This window comes from Leptospira wolbachii serovar Codice str. CDC (assembly GCF_000332515.2).
Classification (GTDB): domain Bacteria; phylum Spirochaetota; class Leptospiria; order Leptospirales; family Leptospiraceae; genus Leptospira_A; species Leptospira_A wolbachii.
In genome coordinates this window covers 92,035-109,139 of sequence record NZ_AOGZ02000013.1, presented here as the reverse complement: position 1 = coordinate 109,139, position 17,105 = coordinate 92,035, and the positions used below count along the sequence as shown (strand labels likewise).

Sequence of the window (17,105 nt, the reverse complement as noted above, 5' to 3'; positions counted from 1 at the left end):
GTATGTCATCTACAACCGAAGCAATTACAGGCGGTCGACTTATGGTCGAATTATTGGAAGAAGCGGGTGTGGAGATTGTCTTTGGATACCCAGGTGGTGCCATCCTCCCATTCTACGACGAACTCTATCATAGCAAAAAAATCAAACACATCCTTGTTCGTCATGAACAAGGTGCCGTCCACATGGCAGAAGGTTATGCTCGTTCTACTGGCAAGTTAGGCGTTTGTATTGCTACTTCAGGTCCTGGTGCTACTAATTTAATCACAGGACTCACAGATGCCAAATTAGATTCTATTCCCATCCTTGCCATCACAGGACAAGTTGCAACAGATGCGATTGGAACCGATGCTTTCCAAGAAGCCGATATTTTTGGAATCACCATTCCCATTACAAAGTACAATGCTCTTATCAAAAAGGCTGATGACCTTGCTCGTCATTTTGAAGAAGCGATCAAAATTGCCATGGGGGGAAGGCCAGGTCTGGTCCTACTCGATTTTCCAAAAGATGTACAAACGCAAAAAACATCCGTAAGAAAAGCGACAGCTTTAAAAATTGCTCCTCACCATTATGAAAGACCAAAAGTCAAAGGGGATCCGCAAGAATTTGCAGAGGTTCTAAATCAAGCCAAACGCCCGTTACTTTATGTGGGTGGTGGTGCCATCAATTCCTTTGCTTCTGCTGAAATCAAAGCTTTAGCAGAAAAAGCAAATGCACCGGTAACCACAACTCTTATGGGTCTTGGTGCTTTCCCGGGAACCCATCCACTATCGGTGGGAATGCTCGGAATGCATGGAACCGCTTATGCCAACAAAGCTGTATTAGAATGTGATTATATTTTAAATTTGGGTGCCAGGTTTGATGACCGTGTTGCCAAATACCAAGACTTTGCGCCAAATGCAATCCGAGCTCACGTGGACATTGATGCTGCAGAGTTTAACAAACGAATCAATGTAGATCATATCCTTCATGGAGATCTAAAAGATGCCATCCGCGAAATCCTTCCTTTTGTCAAAGGGGGAGACCGAACTTCTTGGATAGAAAACATACAATCTTTAAAGAAAAACCATCCACTTGATTTTGATAACAGTGGAGACAGCATCAAACCACAAGACTTCCTACAAAGAGTGTATGCCAAAACTAAAGGGGAAGCCATAGTTTCTACGGACGTAGGCCAACACCAAATGTGGGCGGCTCAGTATTATCTATTTGATAGACCTAATACTTGGTTAACTTCGGGGGGGCTTGGTACTATGGGGTATGGACTTCCTGCAGCCATCGGTGCAAAATTTGGAAACCCAGACAAAACGGTGATTTGTGTGACTGGAGACGGATCTTTTCAGATGTGTATCCAGGAACTTGCCACAATCGCACAATCTAAGTTAGGTGTTAAGATTTTATTATTCAATAATAACTTTCTAGGAATGGTTCGTCAATGGCAGGAACTATTTTATGAAGAACGTTTTAGCGAGTCACAATGGACTTACAATCCAAACTTTGTCAAACTTGCCGAAGCGTATGGAATTCCGGCAATGAAGATTGAACACAAATCGGAAATTGAAAAGGGCGTGGATTTTTTCTTAAAAGACAGTGGATCGGCTCTTATAGAAGTTATGATCCCTGCGGAAGAAAAAGTATTCCCAATGATCCCTGCTGGAAAATCACAACAAGATCTAATCGAATTCAAAGACTTGGGGAAATTTAAAAAATGAAACACACTCTAAGTATTTTAGTCAATAACCATCCCGGTGTGATGAGCCATGTTTCTGGCCTTTTCACTCGTCGCGGATACAATATCGATTCCATTGCTGTGGGAGTGACTGACAATACGGAAGTTTCTTCTATGACAATCGTTTTGAATGGTGATGATTTTGTCGTCGGCCAAGTCAAAAACCAACTTCTCAAATTGCCAGATGTTCTGAGAGTCCAAGACATGGCCTATGCGAGTTCTGTTCAAAGGGAACTCGTGCTAATCTCTTTTTCCATTACAGAAAACAATCGGAGTGAAGCACTGACTATCTGCAATGGCTTCGATGTCAAAATTTTGGAAATGACGGAAGATTCTCTTCTCATTGAGTTTTCTGGAAATTCGAGACAGGTAACGAATATTATTTCTGTTCTTAAACCTTTCGGAATTCGTGAGATTTCTCGCACGGGGCAAATTGCGATTGCCTATCGGAACCAAAACTCCGTTTAGAATCCACTTGACAGAGCTTAAATCTCCGGAGAGTATTGGGGCCTTAAGTGAGTTCATCTCTGCCCCATGATCCGCAAGCCAGTCATATTATCCCTTTTTCTCCTAACTACCGTTATCTATCCTGAAACGGAACGAGCCGCAGTTCCTCTCAAACGTGGGCCAAGTTCCGATGTATTGTATTTTGACTTTGGGGAGACGGCTCCCACTTCTTATCTTTCTGTAGAAAGACTCCAAGAACCAAAACTAGAAGACTTAAAGTTGGGATTTTTAGAACCAACCCCTGGTTACTACAATGGCCCGGATGGTGGTGAGGTTTACCAATGGGCTAAAAACCATTACCAGTGGAAAAGAGCCGATGGAAGTGTGTATACGGAATGGGCGAATGGAACATTTAAACTCGATTTTCCAGCAGGGATTGGTTTTATTTCCGCACCTGCATCATGTAATGGTTGTTTGCCGACTCTTATTTGGAGTTATCCTGACTTAACCAAAATTACAAAGTATTGGTTAACACATAGAAAAGAATACGACTATATCCACCAAAAGCCACTGAATTTTGAGAATTATCTTCTCGTGAATGAAACCAAATTTGGGAAACCAAAATTGGAATTAGGAAACTATATATTTTATGGCTCCGAACAGTGGACCGAGTACTTACGCGTTTTTGGTGATTTCTTTAAAATGAAACCTTTTCTTCAGTATATGAAATCTGAGTTTCAATTAGAGAATCGGGGAAAAATCCCTGTATTGTTATTCGACAAATATGAAGGGATCAAAGAATACATTGGGGCTGACATTCCCGGAGGCAGTGAAGAAGGTGGGTTCGGGGGAAGAGATTCCATTAGCCTTTGTTGTGGGGAAAAAATGCCGCAAGCCACGGGAAATCTAGAATTTGATTCTGATGCACTTCGGCGTGTCCATTTCGGAGTTTTTTACCATGAAGCGGTTCATAATTTAGAACAAATTTCTTGTTTAAAAATTCAGTCAGAAACGGGCAAAATTCCCCAAGCCGATATTTTGGATCCTTGGTTTGAAGAAGGTCTTGCCAATTATGTAGAAGCAAAATTTTACGAACGAAAACAATTCCATATTTATAATGATGCAGAAAAGTTGATTCGTGAAAATAAAGTTCCTAAAACCTTTAAATCGTTGTTAGATGCAAAGTATAAGGATTTGCTTCCTTATTCCATTGGGCCACTTCTTGTTAAACATATCCATGAAACCTATGGGAAAGAAGCCATTGTTTCCTACCAAAAAGAAACCTGTGTAGGAACGGCACCGGCCCTTGCTTTGCAGAATGCTACCGGAGTTTCCCCAGATCAGATTTTGAAAGACAGTTTGTCACGGTTTGAAAAAGAGAAAGACTCTGTCCTTCGAGATGGCAAGAAACTCCAGTTAGCTGGTTATACGGTCATGAATTCAAAATTTCCAGCTGAGTACAAGTCCTTTTTGGAAAAAGGTTTTGCGCTTCCGGAATCCGCTTTAGAGATCAAGGTTTATACTCAATTACCAAGTTTGCAAAAAATCTTTCCGGCCGCAGTAGAATCTTTTTCTAGCAAATTGGAGGGAGACTTCTTAGGCCCTGGTGGAAGTTATTTTTACCTTTGGAAAAAAGGGAATTATCGTTGGTATGGAGATACATGGGAAGCCAATGTATTTCCGGGAAACCAAATTCTTTATAGAGGATCTAACTTTACACTGATTGAGTGGGAAGATGGAAAAAAACAATACATATCACCGAAAGGAGATTCGGTGATATTTTTCAATTTGGAATCAAAATCTTATTTGGATTCTGACGGAAAGCCGGTCACTCCTTAGTGACCTTCTAACCAACGTTCTGCTTCGAGTGCCGCCATACAACCGCTACCTGCTGCGGTGATCGCTTGACGGTACACTTTGTCCTGCACATCTCCAGCCGCAAAAACCCCTTCCACATTCGTTTTGGTAGTTCCTGGTTTTGTAAGGATATAACCCGTTTCATCCAGATCTAATTGTCCTTGGAAAACTTCTGTGTTGGGAACATGTCCAATTGCGTAAAAGAGTCCTCCCACTTCCAGATCCTTTTTGGATTTGTCGAGGGTGCTTTCGAGCACAATGGAACTTAGGCCCGTAGTACCACCTTTAGCTTCCACAACCGTTTGGTTCCAAAGGATTTCAATTTTGGGATGTTCCATGGCGCGTTTTTGCATGATTTGAGAAGCACGGAGTTGGTCACGTCTTACCACTAAGTACACTTTGGACGCAAACTTAGTCAGGTGGTTTGCTTCTTCCACAGCGGAGTCGCCACCACCCACAACGGCAAGTGCCTTGTTGCGGTAGATGGGGAGGGCTCCATCACAAACGGCACAGGCGGAGATCCCGCGTTGCCAGAAGGTTTCTTCCCCCGGGACATGCATCCGTTTGGCTGTGGCACCAGTAGCAATGATGATGGAATCGGCTTTAATTTCTTCGTCGTCAGACCAAATGGTAAAAGGGCGTTTGGAAAAATCCACCTTGGTGATGGTTTGGGTGTGGATGGTGGTTCCGTATTTTACGGATTGTTCCCGGAAAAGTTGGGTGAGTTTGGTTCCGTCGATTCCTTCTGGGAATCCCGGGAAGTTTTCCACTTCCGTTGTGGTGGTGAGTTGTCCTCCTGCCGCCACTCCCCCTGCCATAAATCCTTCATACATCACCGGGTTTAAATTGGCTCTGGCTGCGTAAATGGCCGCTGTATGTCCTGCGGGACCCGATCCGATGATGACAACTTTATGGTTCATAATTTCTCCTAATCTGTATCTTGTTCTTTATTGTTTAGACAGGATTTCCAGGGTTTCCTATCTATTTTGTTTCGCAAGCCCGGACCCAAGGTGCATAGTAGGGGTCCCCGGAAAGAGGGCTTTTTTCTAAAGTCAGTAGGTAGTCCTTCTGTTTGAACCCTCTGGTAAGACAAAGGTAGGTCGTTTCAAAGAATTCCAAAGTTTCTTTTTTCCCTTGGAACCGGATTTCCTCCAAAATTTCCAATGCCTCTTTTTCGTATCCTGTGGTAAGATAGAGCCGGAAGAGTTCACGTTGTACCTCTGTGTCGTCTTTTTTTTGTTTGTGATACTTTTCCAAATAAAAGATAGCAGTGGCAATGGATTGGTTACTCTCTGCGAGAAGCAGTCCCATCCGTTTCAGGACTGGGTCGTAGTCAGGGTTCTCACGGAGAGAAAGTTCGTAATAATAGAGGGCTTTTGTTTTCTCTCCCACCATTTCCCATTTTTTTCCTTCTTCGAAGAGGGACCTTTCCTTTCGGCCGCAATTAACGACTAACAGTAAAGAAAGGATGAGTAAAAAAAAGAGGGAGTTTCTATGAACCACATCTCCTTTTTTCCTGACATAGCCATTTGTGGCAAAAAAAATAATAAGTCTCTTTAAGCTTTTTGTCCGACCCTTTAAGTAACATAAGAGAGTAAAGATGGGTTCCAAATTGCCAGTTTCTCAAAATCAGCTTTTACAAACATTCCAAGAATACCTGTCCGTAGAAAAAGGACTGAGCGATAATTCAATATATTCCTACGGATACGATCTCAACAAGTTTGCGATCTTTTTGGAAAAGGAACATATCAACTTCTTAGAAGTAAAAGCAAACGATATTATGCGTTTTCTGGAAGGGGAAAGGGAACGTAAAATCTCTGCGAAAACACTCGCAAGAGAAGTGGTAGCCATTAGGCAATTTTACAAATACCTTCGGGATGAAAAACGATTGGATTCCAATCCAACCGAAAAAATTGAAACTCCAGAAGTGGCAAGAACCATTCCGGATTACCTCACCCAAGTCGAAATTGAAGAACTCTTTCGAAATATCAAAGAGGACAATTTGTACGAACTTCGTGACAAATGTATCTTTGAACTTCTTTACTCCTCTGGCCTTCGTATCTCCGAAGCATGTAATTTAAAGATGACAGACATCGATATGGAGAACATGACGATTACTGTGGAAGGAAAGGGTGGTAGGCAGCGCCTAGTTCCTTTCGGTGAAAAGTCTTTGGAGATTTTGAAAAAATATCTTGTGGAAAGTCGCACTGAAATTTTGAAAAAAAGAACCTGTGAATTTGTTTTTGTTTCAAAAAAAGGGTCGTATATCAACCGTAAGTCGGTATGGCGTCTTTTAAACCATTATATCAAACGCACAAAAATAAAGAAAAAAGTAACACCACACACACTTCGCCACTCATTTGCTACACACCTTCTCGAGAACCATGCGGATCTCAAATCGGTTCAGGAACTTTTGGGTCATATCGATATTTCGACGACTCAGATTTATACTCACATGGCAAATAAAACTCTGAAGGAAGTTCATAAGAAATTCCATCCGAGAGGATAATGTCGAACCAAAAGAAACAAACGGACTACTCAAAAGTAGTCCGTATCCAAATTCCATCCAACCCCCGCTTCGTTTCCCACACACGTAATTACTTTTTTAATCTTTGTTTAGAACATGGATTTTCCCTATTCGATTCCATGGACTTAAAGCTTGTGATCGGCGAAGCAATCGTTAATATCATCCGCCACGCCTATTCTGGCCAAACAGACAAACCTATCTTCGTTGAGCTGCAATTTGATAAGGACAGAGTGGAAATTAAACTCCGGGACTACGGAAAAAAAGTAGAACCCAAAGACCTACGTAGTTTTGATCTCAGTGATTACCGCGAACACGGGATTGGACTTTTTATGATCAAAGAACTCACCGACTATTATTTTTTAGACCAATCTTTTGAAGTCGGGAACCAAATGGTTCTAATCAAAAGAAAGTAATCTCCATTTTTCTCGACAACCATCCCTGATTTGCAATTTTATCCGTATGGAAACAATTCATGCAACGACCATCCTCTCCGTACGTAAAAACGGTAAAATTGCCGTAGGAGGAGACGGTCAGGTATCAATGGGAAGCACTGTGATGAAACATACCGCAAAAAAAGTCCGACGACTTTACAACGGTAAGGTGATCGCTGGATTTGCCGGCAGTGCCGCCGATGCTTTTACTCTCTTTGAACTATTTGAAAAAAAATTAATCGAACATGGTGGGTCTGTTTCTCGGGCAGCGGTCGAACTGGCTCGTGAATGGAGGATGGATCGAATGTTGCGTAGACTCGAAGCCCTGCTCATTGTATGTGATGCCAACGAATCGTTTTTAATTTCAGGAACGGGGGACGTCATCTCGCCGGATGATGGAGTGCTTGCGATTGGTTCGGGGGGAAATTTTGCGCTTTCGGCTGCCCGTGCCTTAGTCCAAAATACAGATATGGATCCAAAAGAAATCATTACAAAAGCCATGCAAATCACCGCAGATATTTGTATTTATACTAACCATAATTTGGTGATTGAGGAATTATAAAATGACATACCCAACCATTCTTGCTGAAGTTGTCGGTCAAAACGCGGCTGAAGAGTTAACTCCTCGCCAAATTGTAGAACGATTGGATGAACATATCATTGGACAAACCAAGGCGAAACGAGCTGTGGCTGTGGCTTTAAGGAATCGTTCTAGACGACGTAAGTTGGACGAATCTCTTAGAGAAGAAATTTATCCAAAAAATATCATTATGATTGGTCCAACGGGCGTGGGCAAAACCGAAATTGCTCGTCGTCTGTCAAAGTTATGCGGTGCTCCGTTTTTAAAAGTAGAGGCTACAAAGTATACAGAAGTGGGTTATGTGGGTCGCGATGTCGAATCTATGATTCGTGATTTGGCTATGGGTGCTCTCAACTTAGTCAAAGCAGAGTTCCGCGATCGAGTCAAAGACAAGGCAGCAGAAAAAGCAGAAGAGATTGTTCTCGATGCAATTTTACCTCCCATCTTTCATAAAAAAGAAGAAGATCTAAATCAGGAAGAAAAAGAAAGACAGGTTAGTTACAAAGAGTCCAGGGAAAAGTTTCGAGAAAAACTTCGTAAAGGAATTCTTGGCGAACAAGAAATCGAAATTGATATTCCAAAACCTTCGGCTCCCACAGGAATGCCTATGTTGCAAGTATTTGGTGCTGGTAATATGGAAGATATGGACAACCAACTCCAGAGTTTGCTTGGAGATTTGATGCCTAAAAAATCCGGCAAACGAAAAGTAAAAGTCTCAGATGCCCAAAAACTTCTTACGGAATCGGAAGCAGAAAAACTTATCGATACAGACAAAATTCAATCGGAAGCCGTGAGACGTGTGGAAGAAATGGGAATTATCTTTTTAGACGAAATTGATAAAATTGCCGGTCGTGAAGGAAGACAAGGTGCCGATGTTTCCCGGGAAGGTGTACAAAGAGACCTTCTACCCATTGTGGAAGGTTCCACTGTGAATACAAAAATTGGTCCTATCAAAACAGATCATATTTTGTTTATTGCCGCCGGTGCCTTCCATATGACAAAACCATCGGATTTAATTCCAGAACTCCAAGGCCGATTCCCCATTCGTGTGGAACTGGAAACTCTCACCGAATCTGATTTTATTAAAATCCTCACGACTCCTAAGTCTTCACTTACCAAACAATACGAGGCACTCCTTGCCACAGAGGGAGTAAAGATTGAATACACAACTGACGGGATTGCAGAAATCGCAAAACTAGCGTTTCAGATGAATGAAAAAAATGAAAACATTGGGGCAAGAAGACTCAATACCATCATGGAAAAACTTTTAGAAGACACAAGTTTTGATGCACCCGACCTTCCGGAAGACCAAAAGCAAGTGGTCATTAACGAAAGTTATGTGTCTTCTAAACTCAAAGGAATCATTGAAGACAAAGACTTAAGCAGATTTATTTTATAAACGAATCCAGGTGGAAAGGAACTTTCTCTATAAAGATTAAGGATTTTCTTATGGGTTGGAATTGGAAAGGAATTCCACTCTTTCGAAGCCGCGAAGAGAATTTCCCAATAGGATTTCCTCTGCGGTTTCTAAGTCTGCTTTATAGAGAACCATTTCTCTGACCCAACCCTTTTTGATGAGAGCTTCTCGAAAAACTCCAGGAAGGCCTCCTGTTTCCAAACTCGGTGTCATCCAAACCTTTCCTTTACGTAGGAAAAGATTTCGAATATTGGTTTCTAAAATTTGTTCGTTTGTATCGAACAAAATACAATCATCCATTCCTTTGGTTTTACAATCTTCCAATTGTTCATTGTAATAGGTTCGATTTGTTGTTTTGTGATATAAAAATAAATCTTTGGAATTCACGGCTTGGCTGGCAAACCCAAGACGAATGGTGGGTCGTTTTTTCTGTTTGGTGAATGCGAAAGTTTCACCGCGAAATTCTCCTCTTTCATTCAGAAGTAAACGCACACGCAGTAGTCCTTTGGATACATCGGCTAATATTTTTAAAGTGGCTTCTGCGTTTTCTTTTGCAAACGGATACCCGAGCCTGCTTGCAGTTTCTTCCATTCTTTTCAGGTGGAGTTTTTTTAAGAAATAATGTCCATTATGGAATCGTAATGTTTCTAAAATTTCAAATGGAGGAATGTGGGGGTTCGTGATGAATTTTAATTTGGAAAGACATTCTTCATACTCTGCCTCTGCTTCTGAAAGTACAGTGACCCCACTTCCCACTCCATAAAACCCTGTCCAAACGTTTCCTTCTTTCTTTAAATTCATGGTGCGGATGGTTACACTAGACCGAATCCAAGGTTTCCCATCTAACATTTCTGATACGAATAAAGATCCAGTATACAGTTCTCTATCATAAACCTCTAAACTTCTTAAAAGTTCGAAGGATCTGCGTTTAGGTGCACCAATCACCGATCCGGAAGGGAATAATGCTTTTAGAATGGAAAGCCAAGTAAAAGGTTCCTTTAGTTTTGCTTCGACTTTGGAAACCATTTGCCAAACTGTTGCAAGGCCTTTCACCAAAAAAAGATCTGTTACTTGCACTGTTCCTTGTTTGGCGATCCTGCCCAAATCATTTCGGTAGAGATCAGTAATCATTACATTCTCTGCTCTTTCTTTGGCAGAGGATTGAAGAATGGATTTGTTTTTTTCGTCCTCTTTTGCTGTATTCCCACGAAGGATGGTTCCTTTCATCGGTTCCGTTTGGATCTCGTCTCCCTTCACTTCAAAAAAAAGTTCCGGTGAAAAGGAAAGGATTCGGGAATCTGGAAAGGGAAAGAACGCCGAGTATTTTGTTTTTTGTTTTCTTTTTAAGGATTGGTAGTATAAAAACAAATCTCCTTCGATCGATAGAGATACAGGAAAACAAAGATTCAATTCATAACTTTCCCCGAGTAGGAGTGCATCTTTTGTTTTTTCAAATCTCTCTTTATAAATTGTCTTATCCCATAAGACATCCCATTTTTTTAGATTGGTACTTTTCAGTTCGCCTAGCGATGGATTTGGGTATTGGATTCTTTTTTTTCCTTTGAAGATGGAATACTGGAGGAGGGGAGTCCCTTCGGCCAGTTCAGCGGATTTGAGATCCATTCCTTCAATAAAGAAAAACCCAAGTTCGAAATAAAAAACCCCACAAGGGTAATATCCTTCTTTTCTATAATCATCTAACTTGAGTAAGCTGTTTGTGATTATTTCTGCAATGGGTTTTTGATTGGAATAAGTGATTTGAACTTCTTCTTTTAAATCGAAGTACCAATCGCAAATAGTGTAACCTGGGCAGGTGAGGGAATCTTCAAAAAGAAGGCCACCGGTTTTCCGGTATTCTTCTTCGAAAGATTCCCAAGTCATTGGAACTGCCTGTATCAAAACTCCATCTTTTGGAGAGCCTCTAACGGATAGTTGAGGTAAACCGTAGTTGTTTTTTTACTAGTTTGGATATCAAAACAATCCAATGGATCAAGGCCTAAATTATAAAAACCTTCATCAATCATCGCAATCCCAAACCCTGCACTTTCTTTTTCATCCAAAAAGTCTGGTCTAAAAAATTCTGCGGAGTTTCCTTGTTTGGCAAGTTCTGCGTGTCTTTCTCTACTTTTACGAATCCGATTTAAATCCATTCCCATAATAGGAGAGTCGTTTCTGATTCGAATATAAACAGATGCGGGCCTAATTTCAATTTTCATTGAAATTTTAAGATCATACTTTTTTACCTTTTCTTTAACGATGGTTAAAAATTCTTTTTCATCGATAGAGAGGTTGTGTTTTTTTGATCTTTTTTTGTCAGATAAAGTTAGAATTTTTTGGACCACTTTTTTAATTTTATTCGGCACAATGTAACGTTGCATTGCATCCCGTAGTGGTTCCGTTTCTAAAATAATGTCGAGTAATTCTTCTGCTTCTTCTTCTGGAGTTTGCCCCTGTGATGTGAGTTTATTCAAAAGTTCATCTTGAAAGATCACAAAACGTGTGTTTGCTTTTACAGCATTTAAGAGGGCTTCCATAAGACCGCTAAACAAATGAAATGAAGTCAGCGGGTTTGCCCCAACGCGGTTTAAGATCCCTTGAACTACTTCATTGACTATATCTCGTGTTGACTTGGTGAGTCCCTTTAGTTCAAAATGGAAATAGTCCTTTTGAATCAATTGGTCCAAGTTTTCGATGATTTCCGTGCCTTTGTATTTGATTTTCTCGTTTCCCATTGAGCTTCGCTAAACTTTTATGTTAAAAAAACGGGAAAACATGGTTTTGTAAACCAGTTTTCATTTCCGTGACAAAGGATTGTGTCCATGAAAGAATTCCTTTTAAAAACTCCTGATTTGGGTGATACAGAAAAGATCGAATTAGTTCGTTGGCTTCGAAACGTGGGTGATTCCGTTACTGTTGGGGACGAATTGATCGAACTTGTAACGGATAAAGCGGCTTTTCCCGTGGAATCTCCCTATGCTGGGACCTTAAAAAAAATCATAATGGAAGAAGGATCGGTAGTGAAAAAAGGAGATATCCTCGGAATCATGGATATTAACGAATGAAAATCCTACATATTTCCGACTTACATTTTCCGAAGAAACTTTCTTTGTTTTCTCTTCGCGGAAAGGCAATTGTCGGTTATCTCAGCTATAGGTTGAGACGTAAATCAAAACACCCACTTGTATTGGTTTCTGCATTGGTTGAGGCCATTAGTAAATTAGAATATGATGCTCTTGTAATTTCTGGTGATTTGACAAATGTATCACATCCTAGTGAATTTGAAAATGCTAGGGAAATTTTAAGCCCCTTACTCACAAGCAAAACATTCATCATTCCCGGTAACCATGATCGTTACCAAAAGAGGGCAATTGGACCCAACCCTTTGTTTGAAAAAACATTTGGGGAGTGGCTTGGGAACTCTCTTGATCCAAAACTCTATATACGTTCTAAAAAAATTGGTGGAAAACTTTTTATTGGATGGGATTCCAATTTTGCCATCCCAAGGATCACTGCCAATGGATATGTTGGGCAAGAGGTCATCCAAAAAACTTTGAGTTTAGTCAAAGAACCTTATGTCCTTGTTTGTCATCATCCTTTATGGAATCCTACAAGCGAAATTGAATCCAAAGCACATAGGATGACAAACCGAGGCGAAGTGGTAGAAAAGTTAAAATCCAATCCGCCTCTACTATACTTACACGGACATACCCATACCAACTGGGTTAAACTTCCAGGGCCCAGTGCACCTTTTGCGATTGTGAATTCCGCATCCAGCACAAGGCTTTCCGACAGAAATCATGAATGTGGATTTCATCTGATTGAGATAGAAAACTCTATCCAATACCGTCGTTTTATTTATTCAGAAGACAAATTCATCGAGACGAATCCGATTTTTTATGAAGAGTCGGAAGGGGTCATCTAAAAGGACAAACCATGGCAAATTCAAAAGTAGATCTAACAAGCATCCAAAGACAACTTATGCAGGTGAAACATCCTGAGTTAAAAAAAGACATCGTGAGTTTGGGAATGGTTGCTGCAGTCACTCCCACAGATGATGGAATTGAAATTTTAATCAAAACTCCCAACGCCGATAGACGATTACAAATTGGACTGGAAGCACAAACAAGACAGCTCATTTCCAAAATCGAAGGTGCAGGGAAGGTCAAAATCAAATTTGAGATCGACCAAAACCTAAAGATGGAAGATGGGAACCGAATTTTTGGTGTGAAGAAAGTGATCGCAGTTGGATCTGGAAAGGGTGGTGTAGGTAAGTCTACTGTGACTGCCAACCTTGCCGCCACACTCGCACGTAACGGAAAGAAGGTGGGAATCCTTGATGCCGATATCTACGGGCCTTCTCTCGGAAAGATGTTTGGAATTAATGGTCGTGTGGCATTAAAGTCCGAAGAAGATAAAATTTATCCGATCGAAAAACATGGAATCAAACTGATCTCTTTTTCTTTTTTGGTATCAGAAGACCAACCCGTAGTTTGGCGAGGACCCATGCTTGGAAAGGCCATTGAACAGTTCTTATACGATGTTGTTTGGGGAGAGTTAGACTATCTTTTCATTGACTTACCTCCTGGCACGGGAGATGTCCAACTTTCGTTAGCCCAGCTCATTGACTTGGATGGGGCTGTGATTGTGACAACTCCGCAAGAAGTGGCAGTCCTTGATGCGGGTAGGGCCGCGGCCATGTTCAAACAAGTAAAAGTACCTATTCTTGGGATTGTTGAAAATATGTCTGGGTTTGCCTGCCCCAAATGTGGTCATGTAACAGATGTTTTCTCCAAAGGGGGAGGGGAAAAACTCTCCAAACAGGTGGGGGTTCCGGAACTGGGATCGGTTCCACTCACTTTGGATATGATGAGTTCGGGGGAGACAGGAAAACCTGCTTTACTTGACCTGGGTGAGTCTCCTCTAAAAGAAGCCTATTTTCGCATTGCAAAAAATTTAGAAGACCAAATCAGTCAGTGGGAAGATTAAAAATCACTTGTTTCTTATGAGCTTTTTCTTAGTCTAAAGGATACACTATGAATTTTGAACGCGGTTCCAAACCCAATCCTACCGGTAACTTAATCGCTTACTGCCACGTATTCGGCGAAAACCCGATTGCGCCCGGTGGCAAAATCATAGCCTCCAATGTGGTGGTTAGTTTCTTAAAAATTGGGGATAACTACCCAGTAGTCACCTTTCCTCCAGTGGCTCTTCCATCCAAAGAAGAGCTAATGAAGATCCTTTCTGACAATATCCATCTCTATGATGTAGTACAACTACCAGACTTTCAAATGCCAGAGAACAAAGACTCGGCAAACCAGTACATCCAAGAAAGGATGGAGCAGTTCAACTCGATGGTAATGCGTTATGTGGAATTTTGTAAGGTCAAAGAAAAGAAAACTCAAACCACAAGCCTAACAGAACATTTAGAACAAGTGAGCGAACCATTAGAAACATTGGCGAGTCTTTCCTTGGAATTTCGAAATACTTCTGGAATTGCTCGGGAAGCCACAAGACTCAAAATGGAACGAATTGTGGACTACTTCCACAACAATCATCCTACACTAGACATTGATAATTTTAAAAAAGCCCTCTCTGTTCCAGGAAAGATGGGAGATGAACTCATCGGATTGTACATCCAAAAGTTCAATGCCATTCAAATCGAAAATTATGAAACAGCTTCTGATCTAAGAAAACGTATTTTAGAAATCGAAGCATCCACTCATTAAGTTTAGGAAAAAAATTTCTTGACCAATTCTATCTAAAGTCTATCTTCAAATGCCCTTAACCTTTCCTGTTTCTGTTGAAAAGAATCATTCGCTACAGAGACGGATGGAAGTACTAGGAATTTCTGAAGTAGATCTTACCGAACGATTCGTGAAGTCCGGCGGAAAAGGCGGACAAAATGTAAATAAGGTTTCTACGGCAGTGCATTTGGTTCATAAACCTTCGGGGAAACAAATCAAATGTTCTGTGTATCGGACACAAGGACTCAATCGTTATAAGGCGAGAGACTTGTTGTGTTTAGAATTAGAAAGGGAATTAAACCCAGCAAATACTGATGCCACTTTAAAGAAACTGCGAAAGAAGAAACAGGACAAACATCGTAAATCTTTGAAGAAGAGATTGGAGAAAGAAAAACCGGAATGGAACGAGCCTATGTAAAACATATCTTCATCGTCCTCTTACCTCTGTTTTGTTTTGCCTCTTGTTTTGATTCCCTGCTTCCGTACAAATCCGTGAAATGGTCCAAGGGTTGGGAATACCGATTCCTCACAGAAGAGGAGTTGGCTTATTTCCAACCTGCCATCGAAGACCTGTCTTTAGAATACCAACCTTATTCTATTCCTTATGTGAGTTTAGAAAAACCAATGCACAAATATTTGTCGGCAAGGATTCGGTTTCGTGATTCCTTAGGGTATCGAAAACCATCCCTGCTTTTTCGCGGGCTTGTTACTTTTTTTGATGTTTATTGCGGAGAAACCAAATTACAATCGGAGTTCTTTCTTTCCACGAATTCTGATCTTTCCACTCTACGAGTAGTTACATATAATCGGAATTTTATTCCGATTATGCAATTGCCCGATGAATGTTTGGGAAGTTATATTTACATTGTATTTTTTTCAGAGGGGATCCTTCCCCTTGGTTTTTCCGAACCACCTCTTTATGGTGATCCAACGGACCATCATAAGGCCATTGCGAATAGAAGCCAATCTTTCGCTTCCCTGGGATTTTTCTTTTTGATATTGGGACTTTTTTCCTTTTATCTTTTTGAAAGAAGAAAGAAAAAACCACTCCTTGCTTTTACCTGGTTTTCTTCCATTTCAGGAATTCACTTCTTGTCTCAATCAGGTTTTTTTGGACTTTTTTATTATGATACCATCCTTCCTAGTTTTATTATTTTTATTTTTACTTTGTTTTTAATTCCCATTAGTTGTTTGTATTTTTTTGATCAGTTGGTTGGGTCTGGTCGTTGGAATGTCATTCGTATGATGTGGCAGTTCCATGTTTTGTTTTCCATTATCATTTTGACCCTTGCATTTTCAGAAACCATTTCGATGTCTGTTGCTATTTTAACATTCATTTGGTTGTGTTTGCCAACACTTGTCATCCAAATCATTGTTGCTTGGGGTCAGATGGTCGCAAAAAAACCAAAGGCTATTTTACTTGTGATTGGTGCCTCCGCACTTTTTATTCTGAACGCACATGATATTCTTTCCTCTCTGGGAATTTTGGACTCGGTTCCTAGATCCTCTCATTGGGGATTTTTTATCTTTGTAGTTTGTCTCACTCTTTATGGTGAAAATCTTTTTCGTATTTCCGAAGTGAAGTATGGGACTTTACAAAAAGAAATTGTCACTGCCGCAAGAATTCAAAATGCCATCCTTCCCCCGTCTCCGCCTCGATGGGAACAAATGAATATCAGTGTCTATTATCAACCCTCCCATGAAGTGGGGGGAGATTTTTACGACTTTCAGGCATTAGGTGGAAAAAAATTTGGAATCCTTATCGCCGACGTAGTGGGCCATGGCCTGGGAGCCTCTATCATCGCCTCTCTTTCCAAGTTTGCTTTTTTTCAACACTACAAACATTGGTCGAACCCATCATTTTTACTTTCTGCCATGAATGAAGATTTGGTAAAAAAATCATTTGGTCGGTTCACGACAGCCACTTACTTTCATATCGATTTGGAATCGTCGAAATTTATGGTATCGAGTGCGGGCCATCCGTCTTTTTTCCATTGGAAAGCAGTCTCTAAGGAACTAGTAGAAATTAAACCGAAAGGAAAACCTTTGGGCATTCTTTCGGGACTCACTTATGCAGAAGAGGAATACGCTTTTCAACCAGGAGATCATTTTCTATTTTATACCGATGGACTGACAGAAGAGGCAAATGCAGATCGTTTGGAATACGGCGAAAAACGTTTGGCCAAATCTTTTTTAGAAATGATCGCCAAACAATCGATAGATCCTATGACAAACATTCTTGAGGACTTTCATTACTTCACCGGACTCTCCGGCTCGCCACATGATGATGTCACCATTATTCATCTGCAAGTGAAGACATAAAAAAAGCCTTGGATGTGACTCCAAGGCTTTGGTGTGCGATAAGAGAGATAAACA

General features: G+C 40.7%; 17 protein-coding genes. 13 read left to right on the top strand and 4 right to left on the bottom strand.

The annotated features are described in order from the left end of the window. Positions 1 to 2: 2 nt before the first annotated feature. From ilvB to LEP1GSC195_RS04580, 3 genes are all read left to right on the top strand, one after another. A complete protein-coding gene (ilvB, locus tag LEP1GSC195_RS04590) occupies positions 3 to 1,709 on the top strand; it encodes a biosynthetic-type acetolactate synthase large subunit (protein WP_040506359.1) in 1,707 nt (568 codons plus the stop codon). Continuing rightward, positions 1,706 to 2,194, top strand: a complete 489-nt coding sequence (ilvN, locus tag LEP1GSC195_RS04585) for an acetolactate synthase small subunit (RefSeq protein WP_015680466.1) — start codon at positions 1,706 to 1,708, stop codon at positions 2,192 to 2,194. Before ilvB ends, ilvN begins: the two co-directional genes overlap by 4 nt. Positions 2,195 to 2,260: 66 nt before the next feature. After that, the gene (locus LEP1GSC195_RS04580) at positions 2,261 to 4,012 is read left to right on the top strand and encodes a peptidase MA (protein ID WP_015680481.1); all 1,752 of its coding nucleotides are present in this window, start codon (positions 2,261 to 2,263) and stop codon (positions 4,010 to 4,012) included. On the opposite strand, the gene trxB is transcribed toward LEP1GSC195_RS04580, so the two are convergent. Together trxB and LEP1GSC195_RS04570 are read right to left on the bottom strand one after the other, a co-directional pair. After that, entirely contained in the window at positions 4,009 to 4,950 is a 942-nt protein-coding gene (gene trxB / locus LEP1GSC195_RS04575) for a thioredoxin-disulfide reductase (RefSeq protein ID WP_015680258.1), read from the bottom strand. The genes LEP1GSC195_RS04580 and trxB overlap by 4 nt on opposite strands. A 61-nt stretch (positions 4,951 to 5,011) precedes the next feature. Continuing rightward, the gene (locus LEP1GSC195_RS04570; protein ID WP_002980115.1) at positions 5,012 to 5,533 is read right to left on the bottom strand and encodes a tetratricopeptide repeat protein; all 522 of its coding nucleotides are present in this window, start codon (positions 5,531 to 5,533) and stop codon (positions 5,012 to 5,014) included. Between the two features lie 97 nt (positions 5,534 to 5,630). On the opposite strand from LEP1GSC195_RS04570, the gene xerD reads away from it, so the two are divergent. Genes xerD through hslU form a run of 4 tightly spaced genes read left to right on the top strand, consistent with a single transcriptional unit; the run spans position 5,631 to position 8,967 of the window. Continuing rightward, on the top strand, positions 5,631 to 6,539 hold the full coding sequence (gene xerD, locus LEP1GSC195_RS04565) for a site-specific tyrosine recombinase XerD (protein WP_015680374.1): 909 nt from the start codon (positions 5,631 to 5,633) through the stop codon (positions 6,537 to 6,539). Next, complete coding sequence (locus LEP1GSC195_RS04560) at positions 6,539 to 6,970, top strand: ATP-binding protein (RefSeq protein WP_015680493.1); 432 nt, start codon at positions 6,539 to 6,541, stop codon at positions 6,968 to 6,970. Before xerD ends, LEP1GSC195_RS04560 begins: the two co-directional genes overlap by 1 nt. 46 nt (positions 6,971 to 7,016) lie before the next feature. Beyond that, on the top strand, positions 7,017 to 7,550 hold the full coding sequence (gene hslV, locus LEP1GSC195_RS04555; RefSeq protein WP_015680436.1) for an ATP-dependent protease subunit HslV: 534 nt from the start codon (positions 7,017 to 7,019) through the stop codon (positions 7,548 to 7,550). Between the two features lies 1 nt (position 7,551). After that, positions 7,552 to 8,967: an ATP-dependent protease ATPase subunit HslU gene (gene hslU, locus LEP1GSC195_RS04550; protein WP_015680476.1), complete on the top strand. Its 1,416-nt coding sequence runs from the start codon at positions 7,552 to 7,554 to the stop codon at positions 8,965 to 8,967. Between the two features lie 48 nt (positions 8,968 to 9,015). Here the strand turns inward: hslU and LEP1GSC195_RS04545 are convergent, their stop codons facing one another. Continuing rightward, the gene (locus LEP1GSC195_RS04545) at positions 9,016 to 10,866 is read right to left on the bottom strand and encodes a chorismate-binding protein (RefSeq protein ID WP_015680459.1); all 1,851 of its coding nucleotides are present in this window, start codon (positions 10,864 to 10,866) and stop codon (positions 9,016 to 9,018) included. Between the two features lie 14 nt (positions 10,867 to 10,880). Further along, positions 10,881 to 11,717 carry a hypothetical protein gene (locus tag LEP1GSC195_RS04540; protein WP_015680363.1) on the bottom strand — a complete coding sequence of 279 codons (837 nt, stop codon included), beginning with the start codon at positions 11,715 to 11,717 and terminating at the stop codon, positions 10,881 to 10,883. Between the two features lie 87 nt (positions 11,718 to 11,804). Between LEP1GSC195_RS04540 and LEP1GSC195_RS04535 the strand changes: the two genes are divergently transcribed. From LEP1GSC195_RS04535 to LEP1GSC195_RS04510, 6 genes are read left to right on the top strand one after another with little or no spacing between them, the layout of a single operon-like run. Beyond that, positions 11,805 to 12,047, top strand: coding sequence for a biotin/lipoyl-containing protein (locus tag LEP1GSC195_RS04535; RefSeq protein WP_015680463.1), 243 nt, complete (start codon positions 11,805 to 11,807; stop codon positions 12,045 to 12,047). Continuing rightward, complete coding sequence (locus LEP1GSC195_RS04530) at positions 12,044 to 12,907, top strand: metallophosphoesterase family protein (protein ID WP_015680266.1); 864 nt, start codon at positions 12,044 to 12,046, stop codon at positions 12,905 to 12,907. The genes LEP1GSC195_RS04535 and LEP1GSC195_RS04530 overlap by 4 nt, the downstream gene beginning before the upstream one ends. Before the next feature lie 11 nt (positions 12,908 to 12,918). Then, complete coding sequence (locus tag LEP1GSC195_RS04525; protein WP_015680370.1) at positions 12,919 to 13,971, top strand: Mrp/NBP35 family ATP-binding protein; 1,053 nt, start codon at positions 12,919 to 12,921, stop codon at positions 13,969 to 13,971. Between the two features lie 47 nt (positions 13,972 to 14,018). Further along, entirely contained in the window at positions 14,019 to 14,711 is a 693-nt protein-coding gene (locus tag LEP1GSC195_RS04520; RefSeq protein WP_015680292.1) for a hypothetical protein, read from the top strand. 49 nt (positions 14,712 to 14,760) lie between these two features. Then, the gene (locus LEP1GSC195_RS04515; RefSeq protein WP_015680416.1) at positions 14,761 to 15,147 is read left to right on the top strand and encodes a peptide chain release factor family protein; all 387 of its coding nucleotides are present in this window, start codon (positions 14,761 to 14,763) and stop codon (positions 15,145 to 15,147) included. Beyond that, positions 15,129 to 17,051 (top strand): PP2C family protein-serine/threonine phosphatase, encoded by a 1,923-nt coding sequence (locus LEP1GSC195_RS04510; protein WP_015680446.1) that lies wholly within the window; start codon positions 15,129 to 15,131, stop codon positions 17,049 to 17,051. Before LEP1GSC195_RS04515 ends, LEP1GSC195_RS04510 begins: the two co-directional genes overlap by 19 nt. Positions 17,052 to 17,105 lie beyond the last annotated feature (54 nt).